At 62.9% G+C, this 17,161-nt stretch carries 11 protein-coding genes; 5 read left to right on the plus strand and 6 right to left on the minus strand.

What is annotated here, in order from left to right:
• Positions 1–110 precede the first annotated feature (110 nt).
• Both LCM24_RS04530 and LCM24_RS04535 read left to right on the plus strand, forming a co-directional pair.
• Complete coding sequence (locus tag LCM24_RS04530; protein WP_224802928.1) at positions 111–1,430, plus strand: phosphotransferase family protein; 1,320 nt, start codon at positions 111–113, stop codon at positions 1,428–1,430.
• Positions 1,430–2,710 (plus strand): acyl-CoA dehydrogenase family protein, encoded by a 1,281-nt coding sequence (locus tag LCM24_RS04535; protein ID WP_224802929.1) that lies wholly within the window; start codon positions 1,430–1,432, stop codon positions 2,708–2,710. The genes LCM24_RS04530 and LCM24_RS04535 overlap by 1 nt, the downstream gene beginning before the upstream one ends.
• Positions 2,711–2,783: 73 nt before the next feature.
• On the opposite strand, the gene LCM24_RS04540 is transcribed toward LCM24_RS04535, so the two are convergent.
• Positions 2,784–5,357, minus strand: coding sequence for a TonB-dependent receptor (locus LCM24_RS04540; protein WP_224802930.1), 2,574 nt, complete (start codon positions 5,355–5,357; stop codon positions 2,784–2,786).
• 491 nt (positions 5,358–5,848) lie between these two features.
• On the opposite strand from LCM24_RS04540, the gene LCM24_RS04545 reads away from it, so the two are divergent.
• The gene (locus tag LCM24_RS04545) at positions 5,849–7,069 is read left to right on the plus strand and encodes an FAD-dependent oxidoreductase (protein WP_224802931.1); all 1,221 of its coding nucleotides are present in this window, start codon (positions 5,849–5,851) and stop codon (positions 7,067–7,069) included.
• Here LCM24_RS04545 and LCM24_RS04550 read toward each other — a convergent pair.
• The 4 genes from LCM24_RS04550 to LCM24_RS04565 form a co-directional block, all read right to left on the minus strand.
• Positions 7,066–8,676, minus strand: coding sequence for an N-acyl-D-amino-acid deacylase family protein (locus tag LCM24_RS04550; protein ID WP_224802932.1), 1,611 nt, complete (start codon positions 8,674–8,676; stop codon positions 7,066–7,068). The two genes, LCM24_RS04545 and LCM24_RS04550, sit on opposite strands and share 4 nt — an antisense overlap.
• Positions 8,673–9,890, minus strand: a complete 1,218-nt coding sequence (locus LCM24_RS04555; protein ID WP_224802933.1) for a M14-type cytosolic carboxypeptidase — start codon at positions 9,888–9,890, stop codon at positions 8,673–8,675. The genes LCM24_RS04550 and LCM24_RS04555 overlap by 4 nt, the downstream gene beginning before the upstream one ends.
• Before the next feature lie 23 nt (positions 9,891–9,913).
• Positions 9,914–13,045 carry a TonB-dependent receptor domain-containing protein gene (locus tag LCM24_RS04560; RefSeq protein ID WP_224802934.1) on the minus strand — a complete coding sequence of 1,044 codons (3,132 nt, stop codon included), beginning with the start codon at positions 13,043–13,045 and terminating at the stop codon, positions 9,914–9,916.
• 103 nt (positions 13,046–13,148) lie between these two features.
• A complete protein-coding gene (locus tag LCM24_RS04565) occupies positions 13,149–14,066 on the minus strand; it encodes a LysR family transcriptional regulator (RefSeq protein WP_224802935.1) in 918 nt (305 codons plus the stop codon).
• Between the two features lie 140 nt (positions 14,067–14,206).
• On the opposite strand from LCM24_RS04565, the gene LCM24_RS04570 reads away from it, so the two are divergent.
• Together LCM24_RS04570 and LCM24_RS04575 are read left to right on the plus strand one after the other, a co-directional pair.
• Positions 14,207–15,052: a DUF4886 domain-containing protein gene (locus tag LCM24_RS04570; RefSeq protein ID WP_224802936.1), complete on the plus strand. Its 846-nt coding sequence runs from the start codon at positions 14,207–14,209 to the stop codon at positions 15,050–15,052.
• Complete coding sequence (locus LCM24_RS04575; protein WP_224802937.1) at positions 15,039–16,511, plus strand: SLC13 family permease; 1,473 nt, start codon at positions 15,039–15,041, stop codon at positions 16,509–16,511. Before LCM24_RS04570 ends, LCM24_RS04575 begins: the two co-directional genes overlap by 14 nt.
• Positions 16,512–16,530: 19 nt before the next feature.
• On the opposite strand, the gene LCM24_RS04580 is transcribed toward LCM24_RS04575, so the two are convergent.
• Positions 16,531–17,097, minus strand: coding sequence for a helix-turn-helix domain-containing protein (locus LCM24_RS04580; RefSeq protein ID WP_224802938.1), 567 nt, complete (start codon positions 17,095–17,097; stop codon positions 16,531–16,533).
• Between the last annotated feature and the right edge of the window lie 64 nt (positions 17,098–17,161).

The following is a 17,161-nucleotide window of genomic DNA, read 5'->3' on the forward strand; positions in this document are numbered from 1 at the left end:
CACCCCTAGCGAAGGGCGACAGCCATGCAACCGTGCGAGACCATCCTTGAGGGCGCGGCAGTCATGGGGCACATACACCCACTATGGACCAAGGGGGAAAATCGGACGCAATGCACACGGGACTCGAACAGGCGTGCGCACGCCTCGGCCTTGGAACGCCCGGCGAAGCGCTACGCCTGACCGGCGGCGCCACAATGGAGAGCTGGCGCTTCCACGCGGGCGGCAAGGACTACGTCTTGCGCCGCGCGCCGAGCATGGCGTTCATGACCGAGCGCCCGTTCGGCCATGCCACCGAAGCGGCAATCATCGAGGCGGCTCAAAAGAAGGGCGTGACCGCGCCCCGCATTGCCGGTGTCCTGGAGGAAAGCGACGGCCTTGGCTCCGGCTTCATCATGGAAGCGCTGCCCGGCACGCCCGATCCGCGCGCAATCCAGTCGATGGACGCCCAGCGGCAAATTCTGGTCGAGGCTGCCGGAGATCTCGCCCGCATCCATTCGCTCCGCGCTAGCGATCTTCCGGACGATGTCCCCGTCATGGATTACGCCGAAGCGGTGGCGAACCTGCGCCAGCAATTTGAGGATGCAGCCGGCGACAGGCCGATCATTGCCCTGGGCCTGCGTTGGCTAATGGACAATCTGCCCGACCCGGTCGATCCGGTTCTCAATCATGGCGATTTCCGGCTGGGCAATCTACTTGCCGAGGACAGCCACCTGACCGGCGTGCTCGACTGGGAGCTGGCGCATTTCGGGGACTGGCACGAAGACCTCGCCTTCGGATGCATGGCCGTTTGGCGTTTCGGTGGGTACGATCGTCCGGCCCTCGGCCTCGGCTCGCTGGAAGATTACTTCGCGGCATATGAGGCGGCTGGCGGCAGAACCGTCGATCCGGCCCGGTTCCGCTTCTGGACTGTCTATCGCACCGTCTGGTGGGCGCTGGGCTGCCTCAAGATGGCGAGTTACTGGCGCAGCGGCGACGACCGCATGCTGGAACGCGTGGTCATTTCGCGCCGGACCAGTGAGCAGGAACTGGACCTACTGCTGTTGCTGGAGGAGGATGCACCGGAGGAAGAACGCGGCCAGTCGATCGCTGCGCCCGAAGCGCCCAAGGCGCAGGGAGAGGCGACCAGCGGTGAAATCGCGACGGCCATCTCGGAATGGCTCGCGACGATCAAGGACCGCATGGAAGGACACGACCGCTTCCAGCTCGCGGTTGCCCGTAACGCTCTGGGGATGATCGCCCGGGACGATGCGCTCATGCCGGTCGAAGGTGATGCCGAGCTTGCCGAGGCACTGCTGGAAGGCGAAATCGATCTCGCGTCCCCCGGCTTGCTCGCCGAATTGCGCGAGATGGCCTTCGCAAAACTTTCGGCGGATGTGCCCAAATACCCCTCGCTCGCGGTGGCGCGGCGCCAATGGATCGGAGACGATTGATGGATTTCAGCATTCCGCAGGACCTCGAGGACTACTACGCCGAACTCGTTTCCTTCATCGAGGCTAAGATCGAACCGCTGGTCGCGAAGGACGACAACATCCGTTTCTTCGACCACCGCCGCGAAAATGCGCGCACCGACTGGGAACGGGGCGGCTTACCGAACCACGAGTGGGAAGACCTGCTGCGCCAGGCACGCAAAGTGGCGGACGAGGCCGGCCACTGGCGCTTTTCCGCGCCGAAGAAATACGGCGGCAAGGACGGGTCGAACCTGTGGATGGCAGTCATCCGCGACCGTTTCGCGCAGCGTGGGCTCGGCTTGCACAACGACCTCCAGAACGAACACAGTATTGTCGGGAATTTCCCCTTCGTCGCCATGTTCGAGACCTTCGGGACAGAGGCACAGAAAGAAGAATTCATTCTCGGCGGTTTCGAGGGCACGCGGCGCGTCGCCTTCGGCCTGACGGAGCCCGACCACGGTTCGGATGCCACCCACATGGAAACCCGCGCGGTGCGCGAAACGCGCGACGGTGTCGACGGCTGGCGGATCAACGGCGAGAAGATGTGGATCACCGGCATGCATGTCGCCACGCACTGCGCGCTCTTCGCCCGCACGGACGGTGAAGACGGCGCGGCGCGCGGGATTACCTGTTTCCTCGTCCCCAATCCGACCGAAGGACTGGAGATCGAAGAGTGGATGTGGACCTTCAACATGCCCACCGACCATCCGCGCTTAAGCTTCACCGATGTATGGGTGCCCGATAGCGCGATCCTTGGCAAAGAAGGTCGCGGCCTCGCGCTGGCGCAGAGCTTCGTCCACCAGAACCGCATCCGGCAGGCCGCGAGCAGCCTTGGCGCAGCAACCTATTGCGTCGAGGAGAGCGTGAAATACGCGCGTGAACGCAAACCCTTCGGCGAGGAATTGGCGCGCAACCAGGCGATCCAGTTCCCCTTGGTCGAACTGGCGACGCAATGCGAAATGCTGCGTTTGTTGATCTACAAGACTGCCTGGGAAATGGACAATATGCCGCACGAGGAGATCGAGCGGACGATCTCCGACAAGGTGTCCATGTGCAATTACTGGGCGAACCGCCTGGTCTGCGAAGCTGCCGACCGCGCGATGCAGGTGCATGGCGGGATCGGCTATTCACGCCACAAGCCGTTCGAGCATATCTATCGCCACCACCGCCGCTACCGGATCACCGAAGGCGCGGAGGAAATCCAGATGCGCAAGGTTGCCGCCTACCTGTTCGGCTATCTGGGCCCAAGACGGCAGGGCTAGAACGCCGGCCGCTACCCGCAACGAAAAAGGGGCGACCCGAAGGCCGCCCCCAATTCATCGACATGTCCCGCGATCAGAACTTGCCGCGGACCGTCACACCATACATCCGCGGTTCCTGCGTGAAGGCAGACCGCGAACCCGACCGCAGGGTCGTGTTGAAGGTCACACCGCGCGTGACGACGTTGGTGAGGTTGGTGACCCAACCTTCGATACCCCAGCGTTCATCCGCTCCGCCGATACCGGCGCGCAGGTTGATCTTGATGTTGCCGTCCTGGTAATCGAACGGCAGCAGCGGCGTGTTGCCGAGATCTGCTGCGGTTGTCGGCACTTCGCGCGGCTGCGTCGAGGTGCGACGATCGCTCTCCGCACGGATCTGGCCGTTCAGGAAGAAGCTCAGGCTGTTGCCGATATCACCGCGATAGGTCGTGCCGACGATCGACACGAATTCCGGGGCGTTGGTGAGCGGAGCACCGCACAGGTTGCGCACCCGCAGCGGATCGGCATCGGTCGCGCAATCGTCCGGATAGGACGCATCGGTGTAGGTAACACCCGCATTGACCGTCAGACCGGCAGCGGGGCGGATCTGCGCTTCGAATTCCATGCCCTTCGACAGCGCCTTGGGCACGTTGAAGGTCTGGAACTGGGCTCCGGTGAATTCGAGGACCTGGAAGTCGCTGAATTCCTGGTAGAAGATAGCGATATTGGTTGTCAGGTCGCCATCGAGGAACCGGCCCTTGAGGCCAAGTTCGTAGGCATCGACTTCTTCACTATCGAAGCGCGGGTCGGCGCCGCCGACCGCGGCAGTGGAATCGAGGTTGAAACCGCCCGCCTTGTAGCCGTGCGTGAAGCTGCCGTAGGCATTCACATCGCCGAAATCGTAGCCCAGCTTGACCGTGTAGATCAGCTCTTCATCGCTGAACTCGCCGGCAAATTCGCGCGGCAGCGGAAGCGGGATTGCGTCCGTGCCGATGGCCGGTGCCACAAAGGGGAAACAGCTGAGCACGAAAGCCGTGGGGGCCAGCGCACCGACCACGCCCGGGATCGCAGCCGCGGGAACGCCCGCCGCGCCAGTTGCTTGGCCGAGACGGGTCACGCCACCATTCAGGAAGCCGAGGCAGGTCGGATTGTTGACCGCCAGCTGGTCGAAGCTGCCGTCCTTGCTCTCATCCGACCAGCGCGCACCGAGCGTCAGGCTGAGCCTGTCGGTCACGTCGAACGTGTTGTGCGTGAAGATCGACCAGCTGGTGCTGTCCTGTTCGAACAAATTGGTGCTGGTCGTGCCTGCCGGGTCGACACCGCCACTCAGGAATGTGAGCGGGTTGGCCGGATCGAGCGCAAGCCCGTTGGCCGCAGCGGCATAGAAAATGCCCAGCGGCGGTACGATCGGCGCACTGCCGCCGGCCAGCAAAGCTCCGGACAGCTCGCCGTAGTCGGCGCCGAGCCCGGCGACGACGGTCTGGTCGATTTTCTCGTTGGAGTAGTATCCGCCCAGCATCCACTGCAGTCGGCCGGCATCGCCCTGGAAGCGAAGCTCGTGCGTCATGGTCTCGATCGTGGTGCCGCCACCGGGAAGGATGTTGAACACATCGAGGCCCGAGAAATCGGAATCGTAGCTCTCGTCGTTCTCGTACTTGCGGTACGAACCGATGTAGACCGCATCGATGCTGTCACTCAGCGGGAGCTCGAATTCGCCGAGGATGCCCCATTGATTTGTCGAGGACAGGTGTTCGGTATCGGCCGATGCAATCTGGTTTTCGGTCGCTTCTTCGGCAGTCGTCGTGTCGAAAGGGTTGGTGGCAACGACCGGAGCCGACATGCCGCCCCGCGGACCGACGCCGACAATCCCGAAGAGACCGCCGGTTTCGACCGGCGATTGCAGCAACTCTACCGGACCGCAGCAGTCGCCGCTGGATTCCGAATAATCGCCGATGATCCGGCCGCGGAAGCCGCCGTCGGTTTCCCAGCCGATTTGCCCGCGAACAAGGAACTGGTCGACGCTGTTGGTGTCTTCGAGGAAGTTGCCGTTCGCGTCGTTGACGGTGATGAAGCCGTCACGTTCGCGCCAGGCACCGGTCAGGCGAACCGCGACCTTGTCCTGCACGATCGGCATGTTGACCGCGCCCTGCACGCTCAGCTGGTCGTAATTGCCATAGGTCGCATTCACGAAACCGCCGAATTCGAACAGGTCGGGCCGCTTGTTGATGATGTTGAGCGCACCGGCAGAGGTGTTGCGTCCGAAGAGCGTACCTTGCGGACCGCGCAGAACCTCGACGCGCTCGACGTCCACGAATTCGGAAAGCGCAATGCCCGGGCGCGACTGGTAGGCGCCGTCGACGAAGATACCGACCGCGCTTTCGAAGCCGATGTTGTTCGATGTCGTACCGACACCGCGAATACGCAACACCACCGTGCCGGAAGAGTTCTGCGCTTGCGAGGTCGAGAAGCTGGGTGAAACCTGGGTGATGTTCTGGACGTTCACGACACCCTGCTGTTCCAGCTGTGCCGGACTGACTGCCGTCACCGCCAGCGGGATTTGCTGCACGTCCTGCGCGCGCTTGGTCGCGGTCACGATGATGACGTCGGTGTCGCCGCCGAGAAGTTCGCTGTCGCCGTCGATCTGCCCGTCGGTCGACGCGCTGGAATCCATCGGTTCGGTGTTTTGCGCGAAGGCCGGCGTGGACAATACGGTCCCGCACAATGCAGCCGCTACTATCTTGGTTCGGTAGTTCATCTCTCTCTCCAGACTTGTCCGGGTTTTCCCGGATCCAGCTCTCTTCCCAACAACCCGGGCGGAATTCACCACGTTCAGGTCATCTTTGTCAAAACCCTATTTGCCCTAATCGACAAGGACCTTCAGCCAGCCCAATGCACCCAGGCCTGTGCCTTTGGGGTGACGCTACGGAAGCCGGACCTCTGCATGAAGCGCACTTGCAGACCAGTTAAGAAATTGATGGCCGGAAAGAAAAGGGCCCGCGTTGCCAAACCTGGCGCGAGAGCGGCGCACCGTGCAGTGCTGCAACACTGGGTGTGCTTGAAGGCGCGGCATCGGATGCCGCCAGCCAAGCCATAGATGGGGGCTATGCCAAGCATCACGCCTCGCTCTGGCGTGCTGTTTCCCAAGAGCGCAGGTTATCTCCCATGGGTTCGACGGGGACTGCCATTGTCATCGGCGCCGGGGTGATCGGCGTAACCAGCGCCTATGCCCTCGCACGGAAGGGATGGACGGTGGAACTGGTCGACGCCGCCCCTGATGTGGCGGCCGGAGCTTCCCGGGGAAACGGTCGTCAGTTGAGTTATTCGCATACGGGCGCGCTCGCCTCGCCGAGCCTTGTCGCGAAACTGCCCAAGCTCGCCCTTGGATACGACCCCGCCTTCCGGCTCTCCCTCAGGCCCGACCTTGCTTACGCCCGGTGGCTGGCATCTTTCATCTGGCAGTGCCGCCGTGGTGCCTACGCGCGCAACACGCTGGAATGCAGCCGGCTGGCAAGCGAATCCCGCCGCGCCATGGACAGGCTCCTGGACGATCACGCCCTTTCCTTCGGCCTGCGCGATGCCGGCAAGCTGGTCTTGCTGCCCATTACGAAATCGGTCGAGGATGCGCGCGCCACGTTGCGCCTGACTGCGCAGTTCGGCCAGCCGCAGGACATCGTTTCACGCTCGGCTGCGATGGAGATCGAGCCTGCGCTCGAAGGCTTCGCTCCGCAATTCGCCGGCGCCGTCCATGCGCCGCAAGACCAGACGGCAGACTGCGCCCTGTTCTGCAAGCGCCTGCTCGAGACCATCACGAAGGAATACGGAGCCATCTTCCGGGGTGGCATGAGGGCAGTCGAGATCGAGGATGGAAACGCGGAGAGCGTTGTCCGTTTCGCCAATGGCGATGCCCACTCGGCATCGATGGTAGTCGTGGCAGGCGGGCACGAGGCGAACCGGCTGCTTGCCCCGCTCGGCCACAGGCAAGCGATCGTGCCCATGAAGGGCTATTCCTTTACCGCGCCTGCCGGACGCAAGGCACCCGAAGTCTCGATTACCGACAGTGCGAACAGGCTGGTTTTCACGCGGCTCGAAGACCGGATCCTCGTCGCCGGGCGCGCCGAGCTTGGAGAGAGTCGGGCCGCAGTCGACGCCGGCCACCTTCAGGCGATGAAAAGGCAGGCACAGGCGGTCATGCCCCATGCCGCAGATTATTCGGCAAGCGACGAAGGGTGGGCGGGCATTCGTCCGATGACCCCGAATTCGCTGCCGGTCACACGCAAGCTTTCGTCTTCGCTGGCAATCAACGTCGGTCACGGCATGCTGGGATGGACACTGGCGATGGGTTCTTCCAACCGGCTCGCCCAGATCGTAGGTTCGCCCGCCTAACTGTCGTCGTTGCCCTGTGCGCAAGCGGTACGTTTCAGCAAGGGGCGACCAGGCAGGCTGCCGGTGTACGCACCTTCGGCAATCACCTGCTCGCCATTGACGAAGAGGTGCCGCACGCCAACCGATAGTTCCCGCGGCGCCTGATAGGTCGCTTGCGGGGCGAATGTTACAGGATCGAAGATGACCACGTCGGCGGCCATCCCGGGCGCGAGGCGACCGCGATCCTGAAGGCCGATCAGCTTCGCCGTCTGCCCGCTGCTACGCTCGACGAACCGCGCCAGATCCATGCCCGGCTCGCCCAGGACGAGGTCGCGATAGGCCTTCGGGAAGCTGCCATATTTGCGCGGATGTCCACTCGATCCGTCGGAACCCGTCACTACCCAGTCGCGCACCGCGAATGCGGCGATATCGTCCGTGCTCATATTGAAGGAAGCAACGCGGGCATCGCCCTGCATCAGGATTGCAATCGCCGCGTCCACCGGCTCGATATTTGCAGCCTCTGCATATTCCTCGAGCGTCAGGCCGGTATCGATTTCTGCCTCTCCCAGCCGACCGGTAATCAGGAGCTTGCTTGCTCCGCCCCGTCTCGCAATCCCGTCGACCATCGCAGCGCGGATGGCTGCGCGGGTCTCAGGTTCTTTCAATCGCTTCCGCAAAGCGTCGAGGCCACCCTCGAGGGCTGATCGCGGGACAAGGGCCGCGCTGATCCGGGTGCCGGACGCTTCCCACGGATATTGATCCGCGGTCACGCGCTGCCCGGCAGCACGGGCGTCCTCGATCGCCTCGATCATTCTCGTGCTGTGCCCCCAGACCGCAGGTCCCAGAGCCTTGATATGCGCAATGTGTACGGGGATATCGGCCAGGCGCCCTATCTCCAGCGTCTCCGCCAGAGCGCCGGTGACGGTCACGTTATACGTGCTCTCGTCGCGCATATGCGTGTCGTAATAGCCGCCCAGGCCGCTTGCGACTCTGGCCAAGGTGACAACCTCGTCGGTCTGGGAATAGGCCTGGGGCACATAATAGAGACCCGCGGAAAAACCCCATGCTCCTTCGCACATGGCGCCGCGCAGGCGCGCCTTCATGACCGCCATCTCATCTGCCTCGGGCGCGCGATCTTCCTTGCCGAGCACTTCCTCGCGGATGGGGCCGAAGCCGGCGAGATAGGCGACATTCGTGCCGATGCCTTGTGCCCTGGCCAGTTCGGCCTGCGCGGCAACGTCGGGGCTTCCGCCCCCGTCGTTCCCCACCACCACCGTCGTGACGCCCTGGAAAGCGAAAGGCAGGTTGGCGCGGCGGTCCGCTCGATCGGAGGACAGATCGCCCGCCGCATGAGTGTGTGGATCGATGAAACCGGGGGCAACGACCAGGCCGGTCGCATCGATCTCGCGCGCCGGGAGAAATCTGCTCCGTGCGTCAGGTCCAAGATAAGCGACGAGACCGCCGGAAATGACCAGGTCGTCTGCCGTCGCCGGGCTACCGGTCCCGTCGTAAACCGTTCCGCCGCTTATGAGGAGGTCGACGGGAACAAGCGGCGCATCGCCCGGCAGCGACTGGCACCCCGCCAAGATCGCGGCAAACGCCGGAAGGGCGGCGTTGCCAACTTTCATGGCCGCTTGGTTGCGAGCAGCTCTTCCATCATCGCTATGGCTGCTTCGCGCCCGATGCGACGGATGAGCGTCCGGTCGGTTTCGTCACCGAGCTCGAATGTCACCGCGGGCACACCGTAGGTATCGAAAGCGTGTGCCTTGGAAATCGGGCGACCGGCCTCGTGTCGCGCATCGCGGGTCACTTCATACCCGCTCATCCGGTCCTGATAGCGGGCCAGCCAGTTGCGCGTGAAGAGCGGCGGATCGGTCGGCAGTTCGTCGGGGATCGTATAGAAGATGTCGCGGCCGGTGGAATGAAAGTCGAGGAGCAAGCGGAGGCGCTTGTCCGGGTCATTGTCGATAGCGACAAGCACATCCCGCATCAGTTGCGTCTCGGGCTGGGTGAAAGGACCCCAGTCGCGATTGAGGTCGACCCCGCCGGTGTTGTGCCGCCAATGGCCCTTCACCACGCCGTCGGGATTGAGGAGCGGGACCGCCGAGATGCGGAATCGTTCGCGAAAGCGGCGGGCCAATTCGGTGTCTTCGAGCAAGGTTTCCACGAAGGGGAACATCGCCAATGCACCGGTCACTTCCGGCGGATGCTGGCGGCCGACCAGGACCACCTGCTCCTGTGCGGCCGGATTGCCGAGGTACACGATCTCGATGGCGCGACCTTCTGCCGAAGGTCCCAGCGTTTCGCGCTCGACCATTGCGGTTTCTTCGAGCCCGTCGAGCCATGCATCGTAAGTCGCGGGACCAATAATCTCCTGCGCGGAGACGAACAGCGGGCGTCCGTCGGTGCGGACGGAAAGGCGCGCCATCCTGGTACCGTCGATCTCCGTTACTTCGACCATGGAAGGATCGAGATACGTCCACTCGACCCCGTCGTAACTGACCTTGGGTTCGTACCGGTGGCCACAGGCGGTGTAATTGAGGTCGATACCGACCAAGCGAGGCGCATTGCTGTGCAGGCGAAACGCATACCACGCGCTGCAATTTATCGGCGGAGCGTCTTCGGGAGACAGGGTGATCGAGATGCGTCCATCATCTCCCACGGTGCAGGAAGCAAGCGCGCCGGCATCGAATGCCGTGTCGATCGCAACCGAGCCGTCGCTGCAACGCGCGTCGGCAACCGCAAGCGGCTCCACTGCACGATCAAGTGATGCCGTCCCCGGCGCGACACAGCCGCTAAGCCATATCGCGCCGGCAAGGCATGCGGAAATTCCGCGATTCATCGCTGTCTCCCGGCTGACGGGCCTTAGAATTCCTTGCGCAGGTCGATCGAGAACTGGCGTCCCCGAGCGCTGTGCAGGCTGCCATAGAACCCGTAGCTTTCATCGGCAATCGGCGGCGCTTCGTTGGTGATGTTATTGATGCCGAAGCGCAGGCGCGTTCCATCGAGAGCGTTGTCGGCCTCGATCTCGTAGCTGATCGATGCGTTCATGGTGAACCAGTCGTCGACCTCGAAAAATTCGGCCGTCTCGTCGTTCTGGGCGCTGGGATCGAAGACCCTGCCGACATAGCGACCGAACAGGTTCACCCGCACCGGACCATCGCTCCAGGTGATCGAGCCGGAATAACGCCATTTCGGGCGGCCATCGATTTCGAGCAATTCGCCGAAACCGGTCGGCTGGAGGGCCGCAACATCGCTGATCGAAAGCTCCGGAATTGCCTCCAGCAGCGGCGTGAGCTCGGTGAACAGCGGCAGGGCTTCGGGGCCCGCTTCCTGCTCGAAACCGAGCAGGCGCGCTGCGTTGACCTGAATGTCGAAGTCGCCGAAGCCGGTGCCGAATTCATAGAAGAGCCCGAAATCGAGCCCTTCCGACGTGCGCTGGTCGAGGTTGCGATAGGGGTTGAGGATCTGCTGCACGTCGCCGGCAGGCAGAATACCCGTTCCCTCGTACAGTGCGATCTGGCCTGCGTCCGGATCGTCGCGGACGACGTTCGGGTTGAAGCTGCCCTGAAGACGCAAAACGAGGTCGAGCAAGAGTGCATTGCGATTGCCGAAGATGCCGATGATGCCATCCTGCTTCACGCGCCAATAGTCGGCAGTGAGCGTCAGGCCCGGGATGAAGCTCGGCTCGAAGACCGCACCAAGATTGATGCTTTCCGTTTCTTCCGGCTCCAGCGTTCCGGCCCCGGTCCGGAAGTCGATCGTACCGACCGTGCCGCAATCTGGCACATCGTCCTCGTCGCCCTTGATGATCTCTGCGACGCATTCGACGGCCCGGACCACCGAGTTGGAACGCGTCGTCCCCTCGTCGTTGATCTGGATAAGGTTCGGCGCGCGGAAGCCCTGCGAATAGGCGCCGCGCAGCAGCAGGTCGGAGAACGGACGCCAAGCCACTGCAGCCCTCGGCACGAAGGCGCTGGTCGAATCCGAGAAATCCTCGAAGCGGGCGGCGAGCTGGACTTCCAGCTCGTTCACCAACGGAATGCCCATGTCGGGCGACACGACCGGGATCAGCGCTTCGGCAAAGGCCGAATAGACCTCGCGGCTGCCGCTGGTGTCGGGCGATGGGCTGGACCCGAGGACGTCGCTGCCGAAGAAGTCGCCGTTCACGGCATTGGTGAAGGTGATCGTCCCGTCGAGACGCGGATCGCGGTCATCCTCGAAGGTTTCGCGGCGGAATTCCACGCCGGCCGCAAGACCGACACCGCCGGCAGGCAGTTCGAGTATATTCGCTTTCGAAACCTTGAAGTCGGCCAGCGCGAGCGTGGTCTCGCCCTTGCGGAAGACGTCGACCGTGATCGAATCGATGACCGACTGCGGATTGGGCGTGCAGTCGGCAGTATTCGCGCCGAGTTCGCCGGGGAAACACCCGCCGTTGAAGGGATTGTAGGCCGTCGGATCGGTGCGGTTGATCGCATCCTGAGCGAGCGTGCTCGAGATGCGGTTTTCGGTAAGATCGGTGGTGTTGGCCTGCGAATAGAGGAAGCCGGTGTCGAAGTCCCATCCCCACAGGTCGCCGCGCAGGCCAACCACGATGCGATAGGTGTCCTTGTCGACATAGCCGCGCCGCGGCCCTGCATCGATGAAGCGATAATCCTCCATCAGGAGCGCGCGGCCTTCGTCGGTCACACCCGAACCGAGGCCGTTATCCGCGCGGTTGGGATTGGGCGAGCCGTCCGCCAGCAGGGTAGGCCCAAGCGGGTTCCAGTAAGCGCTCGCCTCTACGCCCAGCGGAACGGCACTGAGCATGGTGCTCTGTTCACGCTCGCGGAAGGATTCCGAGCGGTAGTAGGAGCCTTCGAGATAGGCTTCTACCGACGGGCTGATCTCGTAGCTGAAGAGCGCCTGCGCCGCATAACGGTCCTTCTCTGAGAAGAGGAACCGATTGGCGCCAAGATCGTGACGCAGATTACGATCGATGGTCCCGCCATTGTCGGCGCATAAGCCGTTGCCGAGGTCGATCACCCGGCCATCGCTGTCTGCGGCGCCATTCGGGCCGAAGTTGATGCACGGCTGGATGTGGAAGTCATCGTCGCGCAGCGCCGTGGTGTTCGACGATGTGGCGCGCGACCCCTGGATATCGAAGGCACCGAAGGGAGAATTGATCGAGCGGTTGTCGAATTGCGTATCGCCTTCGAACGGTGTGCCGACAAGGAAGGGGCGCAGGTCGCTCGACGCGGAATAATCGCGTGCCGTCGCGCGCAGGCCGTTCTCGTGGAAATAGTAGCCGTTGAGGGTCAGATTACCTCGCCCATCCGCGAAATCGAACCCGTAACCGCCGCGCAGCGAATAGCTGTAGAGGCTGGTGCCTTCCGAGGCGCGCCAATTGCCCTGGATGAACCCGCCTGTACGATTGCCCCGCAGGATGGTGTTCACGACGCCCGCAACGGCATCGGCGCCGTATACGGCCGAGGCACCGTCGCGCAGCACTTCGACGCGGCGGATGCTGCCGGGCACGATGGTGTTGGTGTCGGGCGATACGACCGGAACGAAAAGTTCGGTCTGGAAACCCGGATTGAGCACCATGCGGCGGCCGTTGATCAGCAGCAAGGTGTTGCCCGTGCCAAGCCCGCGCAGGTTGATCGAAGCGATATCGCCGCGGGCGCCGTTGACGCCGCCTGTCGTGTTCTGCTCGTTGAATTCGACACTGCCCGCCTGTGGGATTGCGCGGAACAATTCGTCGCCGGAAGCAGGGTCGATGGCGTCGATAAGCTCTTCCCCGACCACCGTGACCGGCAGGACATCGTCGACCTGAGCGCCGCGGATCTGCGTACCGGTTACGACGATGAGATTTTCGTCTGTCGCAGCAGCGTCTTCAGCGTAAAGGTCCTCGTCGTCACCTTCTTCAGTCGATTGCGCGAAAGCGGGCTGCGCCGCGACCAGCGCCAGGGCCGTGCCGCAGAACAGCGCGGACGTAGTCTTGCCACCGAATTTCATAAAAACCTCTCCCCACTGAGCGTCCCGAGACAAAGCTGACGGAATTTCGCCAAAACGGCAATTCCTTTCAGCTAATTTCTCACAAGCTTGGTATAGCGAAAGGTTATGGCTCCCTGGGCTGGAGACTACGGATACCTTCGGCGACCCTTGCGACGACTTCGCGCAACGCGTCGACGGCGGGCGCAACCTTGCCCTCATCGGGGTGGTCGGCCAGCGTGATGGCGTAGATCGAATAGCCGGGAAAATCCGACAAAAGGTAACGCTGCAAACCCGCACCAAGGTGGGAATAGGCGGTGAACTGGTCCGTAAGCGCAAGCCCTACCTCCTTGCGCACCAAGGACAGGGCCACGTGATATGTATGGGCGGTCGCGACTTCCTGCGGGACGATCCCGCGATCGTCGAGCTGCTGCCTTATCATCGTGCCCAACGGACCGCTTTCGCTGATGCCGATCATCTCGGCACCGTGCAGGACCTGTTCGCTCACCTCTGCAGGAGAGCCGGCGAGAGGTTGCCCGGAAACTATGACCATGCGGCCGTCACCGACGTGGTGGTTCTGGATACGCGGATCGTCGACCGGCTCGAACCCGATGCACATGTCGACACGCTTTTCACGCAGCGCCGCTTCTATCTCGACCGAATGCAAGGTCGTCAGCTCGAAGCTGAGATCGGGGTCCTGGTCGCGCAGGTGCGCAACCAGTTCGGGCCCGACGGACAGGCTGAGCGAGGGCAGCACTCCCAGCCTCAGGTGGCCGCCCTTCCTGCTGCGCATGTTTTCCAGCGAACGGTTGAAAGTGGAGAGCCGGGCGTAAATGTCTTCGGCCTCGACGAAAAGTTCATCTGCAGCGGCCGTCGGGATCAGGCGCCCCTTGCGGCGCATGAACAGTGCAAACCCCAACCGGTCTTCCGCATGCCGCAGCACCTTGCTTACCGAAGGCTGCGAAACGTTTAGATCGCGGGCTGCTGCGCTGATCGAGCCAGTCCGGTACACATGATAGAAAATTTCGATCTGGCGCAGTCGCATCAGGTCTAATGGCTACGCCTAAAGCCGCTTGGCAAGCTCCATTTCGTCAAGGCGGCGCAGGACGGCTTGCAGATTCTGCAGTCTACCTGCATCACTCGCTCGGAGCCGTTCGGGAGAGGTCGGCGAATTGGGGGAGTGCGATGGCGTTCTTACGTGCAGGCTTGCTGGTGCTGTCGGCTGTCACAGCGATGCCGTTCGCCACAGGGTGCGCCCCGCTTGCCGCGCAAACGGCGGCCGAGGCATTACCGGCTTCCGCAGTCAGGCAGCTGGATGAGGCAAAGCCGCAGACGATACTCTTCGTGGGCAACAGCTACTTTTATTACAACGACAGCTTGCACAACCACGTCCAGCGCATGGTCGTCGCTTCCGGAGTGCTGGGCGATGCGGAGCCATCCTACAAATCTGCCACCATCGGCGGCGCGGCGCTGCGGGATCATGCCGTGTCGCACCTGGTCGATCATGCCAACCTTAGGGTCGATGACCCCTTCGAGCTGGTAATCCTGCAAGGGATCAGCTCCGCCGCCCTCACCGAAGAAAGCAGGAAGCGTTTCAACGAGGCAGCCACGAAGCACGCGGCGACAATCCGCGCCACCGGTGCGAAACCGGTTTTCTACATGACGCCAGCCTATGCGCCTGCGCATCGCCGGTATTCGCCAGACATGACCGCGCAGACCGCGCGGCTCTATATCGACACTGCAAACCGGCTCGATGCCATGGTCATCCCCGTCGGGTTGGCGTTCGAAGAGGCATTGCGGCGGCGTCCCGATATCGTCCTGCACAAGCCATTCGATTCCTCTCACCCGAGCATGCTCGGCACTTACCTTGCCGCGGCGACGGTCTTCGCGACGCTCTACGGACAATCGCCGGTCGGAAACCCCTACGACTATTTCGGCGCGGTGAGCGCTGAGGACGCACTCTTCCTGCAGCAGGTTGCGCAGGATACCGTATCAAGTTTCTTCGAACGGACAGCGAATGACCCAGCCTAACCCGGCCGCCAGCGCCGACCAGCCGCGCGGGTTCAATCCGATCGGCCTCATCGCAGGCCTTGTCGCCTTTGCGGTCTTCTTTTTCGCGTTCAGTCCGGACGAACTGGATCGCCCCGCGCAGATCGCCGCTGCGATCGGGGTATTGATGGCGATCTGGTGGGCCACCGAAGCGGTACCACTTCCGGTCACGGCTCTGATCCCGATAATCGCGTTCCCGCTGGCAGGCATCGCCACGGTCGACGAAGCTGCAGCGCCCTACGCAAATCCCATCATATACCTTTTCCTCGGTGGCTTCCTCGTCGCCCTGGCGGTAGAACGAAGCCAGCTTCACCGCCGCCTGGCCCTCGCGATCTTCCGCCACATGGGCAGCACCGGGAAGGGTCTTGTCGCAGGTTTCATGCTCGCCGCAGCCCTGCTCAGCATGTGGATTTCGAACACCTCGACCACGCTGATGCTGTTTCCGATCGCGGTATCGCTGGCGCTCGTGGTGGGCGAAACGTCCCCGGGACTGGGCGAAAAGGGAAAGCGCGATTTCACGCTCGCCCTGCTGCTCGGCCTTGCTTACGGCGCCTCGATCGGCGGTGTCGCCACGCTGGTCGGCACCCCGCCCAATGCCTTCATGGCCGGGTTCCTGCAAAGCGAATACCAAGTGGAGATCCCGTTCGCCCAGTGGATGATGATCGGCGTACCGGTCTCCGTCATCCTGCTTCCGCTCGGCTGGCTGCTGCTTACGCGCTTCCTGTTTCCGGTCGACTTCGTGTCGTCTGCCGAAACGATTGCCGAAATGGACCGGCGTCACGAGGCGCTTGGCAAGATGACCATTGCCGAAAAGCGCACGGCGGCCCTGTTCGCCCTACTCGTCTTCGGCTGGATCATGCGCAAGCCGCTTTCGGGCCTGCTCGGTATCGAAGGGTTGACCGATGCGGGCATAGCGATGGCCGTCGCCCTGCTCGCTTTCCTGATCCCGAGCGGCGTCGATCGCCACGCGCTCGTCACCTGGGAAGATACGAAGCGCCTCCCTTGGGGCGTTTTGATCCTGTTCGGCGGCGGTCTGTCGCTGGCCGCAGCGCTATCGTCCACCGGCCTCACCCTGTGGCTGGGCCAGCAGCTCGCCCCGCTGGGCGAAATCAACCACATCCTGCTCGTGATTGCGCTGACCACACTGGTGATCTTCCTTACCGAGCTGACCAGCAATGTTGCGACAACCGCCACTCTTCTTCCGGTTGTCGCTGCGCTGGCAATCGAGCTGGGGATCGACCCTCTGATCCTCGTCGTCCCGGTCACCATCGCGGCAAGCTGCGCCTACATGCTGCCGGTCGCCACTCCGCCCAATGCGATCGTCTTCAGTAGCGGCGACGTTGCGATCAAGGACATGATGCGCGCAGGGCTATGGCTCAATATCGTCGCGATCATCCTGGTTTCGATCATCGCGGTCTGGCTGGTTCCCGCAGTACTTTGACGAAGGCTGCGCCTGCCGGTCAGGCGTAGGACACGACGAGGTAGCAGACCGCGTCTTCGCTGCCGCGGTTGGCGATCTTGTGCTTGCGGTCGGCGGGGTAATGCGCGGTATCGCCCTGCCCAAGCGATGTGGGCGGTTCTACCCCGACTGCGACTTCGACAGCGCCCTTGGCCACGCTGAGCATCTCGCGCGTTCCGGCAAAATGGGCATCGCTGTCGAGTTCGCCCCCCGGCGCGAAGGTGAGCTCGTAGAACTCGACGTTCTTTTCCATGTGCAGCGGGGTCAGCGTCCGCAGGCGGCAGCCGTTCTTCTCGCTGAACAGGGCCTGCTCGTCGTCCGCGTCGACGACTTCGACCAGCGACGGGCGGATTTCCTCTTCGATCAAATGCACGATCGACAGGCCGAAGGCATCGGCGATCCGCGCCGCTACCGCGAGGGTCGGATTGGCCTTCCCGCGCTCGATCTGGGAGAGCATCGAACGGCTTACACCGGAGCGTTCGGCCAGTTGGTCGAGAGTGATCTTGTGCGTGCGCCGCATGACCCCCACACGGCGACCGAACTCCTGGCTGATGGCATTATCCGACATGCTGGGACCCTTGTTGCACCGTTGCGCTTTTCCAGTATAGAGGCGCCATTCTGATATAGTGACG

Source organism: Qipengyuania aquimaris (genome assembly GCF_020171965.1).
Lineage (GTDB): Bacteria > Pseudomonadota > Alphaproteobacteria > Sphingomonadales > Sphingomonadaceae > Qipengyuania > Qipengyuania aquimaris_A.

Bases quoted from the DNA above. Each gene is read 5' to 3' on its own strand.
- LCM24_RS04545 (WP_224802931.1), top strand. From the start codon at position 5,849: ATGGGTTCGACGGGGACTGCCATTGTCATCGGCGCCGGGGTGATCGGC.
- LCM24_RS04555 (WP_224802933.1), bottom strand. From the start codon at position 9,890: ATGAATCGCGGAATTTCCGCATGCCTTGCCGGCGCGATATGGCTTAGC.
- LCM24_RS04530 (WP_224802928.1), top strand. From the start codon at position 111: ATGCACACGGGACTCGAACAGGCGTGCGCACGCCTCGGCCTTGGAACG.
- LCM24_RS04565 (WP_224802935.1), bottom strand. From the start codon at position 14,066: ATGCGACTGCGCCAGATCGAAATTTTCTATCATGTGTACCGGACTGGC.
- LCM24_RS04575 (WP_224802937.1), top strand. From the start codon at position 15,039: ATGACCCAGCCTAACCCGGCCGCCAGCGCCGACCAGCCGCGCGGGTTC.
- LCM24_RS04580 (WP_224802938.1), bottom strand. From the start codon at position 17,097: ATGTCGGATAATGCCATCAGCCAGGAGTTCGGTCGCCGTGTGGGGGTC.
- LCM24_RS04535 (WP_224802929.1), top strand. From the start codon at position 1,430: ATGGATTTCAGCATTCCGCAGGACCTCGAGGACTACTACGCCGAACTC.
- LCM24_RS04540 (WP_224802930.1), bottom strand. From the start codon at position 5,357: ATGGATTCCAGCGCGTCGACCGACGGGCAGATCGACGGCGACAGCGAA.
- LCM24_RS04560 (WP_224802934.1), bottom strand. From the start codon at position 13,045: ATGAAATTCGGTGGCAAGACTACGTCCGCGCTGTTCTGCGGCACGGCC.
- LCM24_RS04550 (WP_224802932.1), bottom strand. From the start codon at position 8,676: ATGAAAGTTGGCAACGCCGCCCTTCCGGCGTTTGCCGCGATCTTGGCG.
- LCM24_RS04570 (WP_224802936.1), top strand. From the start codon at position 14,207: ATGGCGTTCTTACGTGCAGGCTTGCTGGTGCTGTCGGCTGTCACAGCG.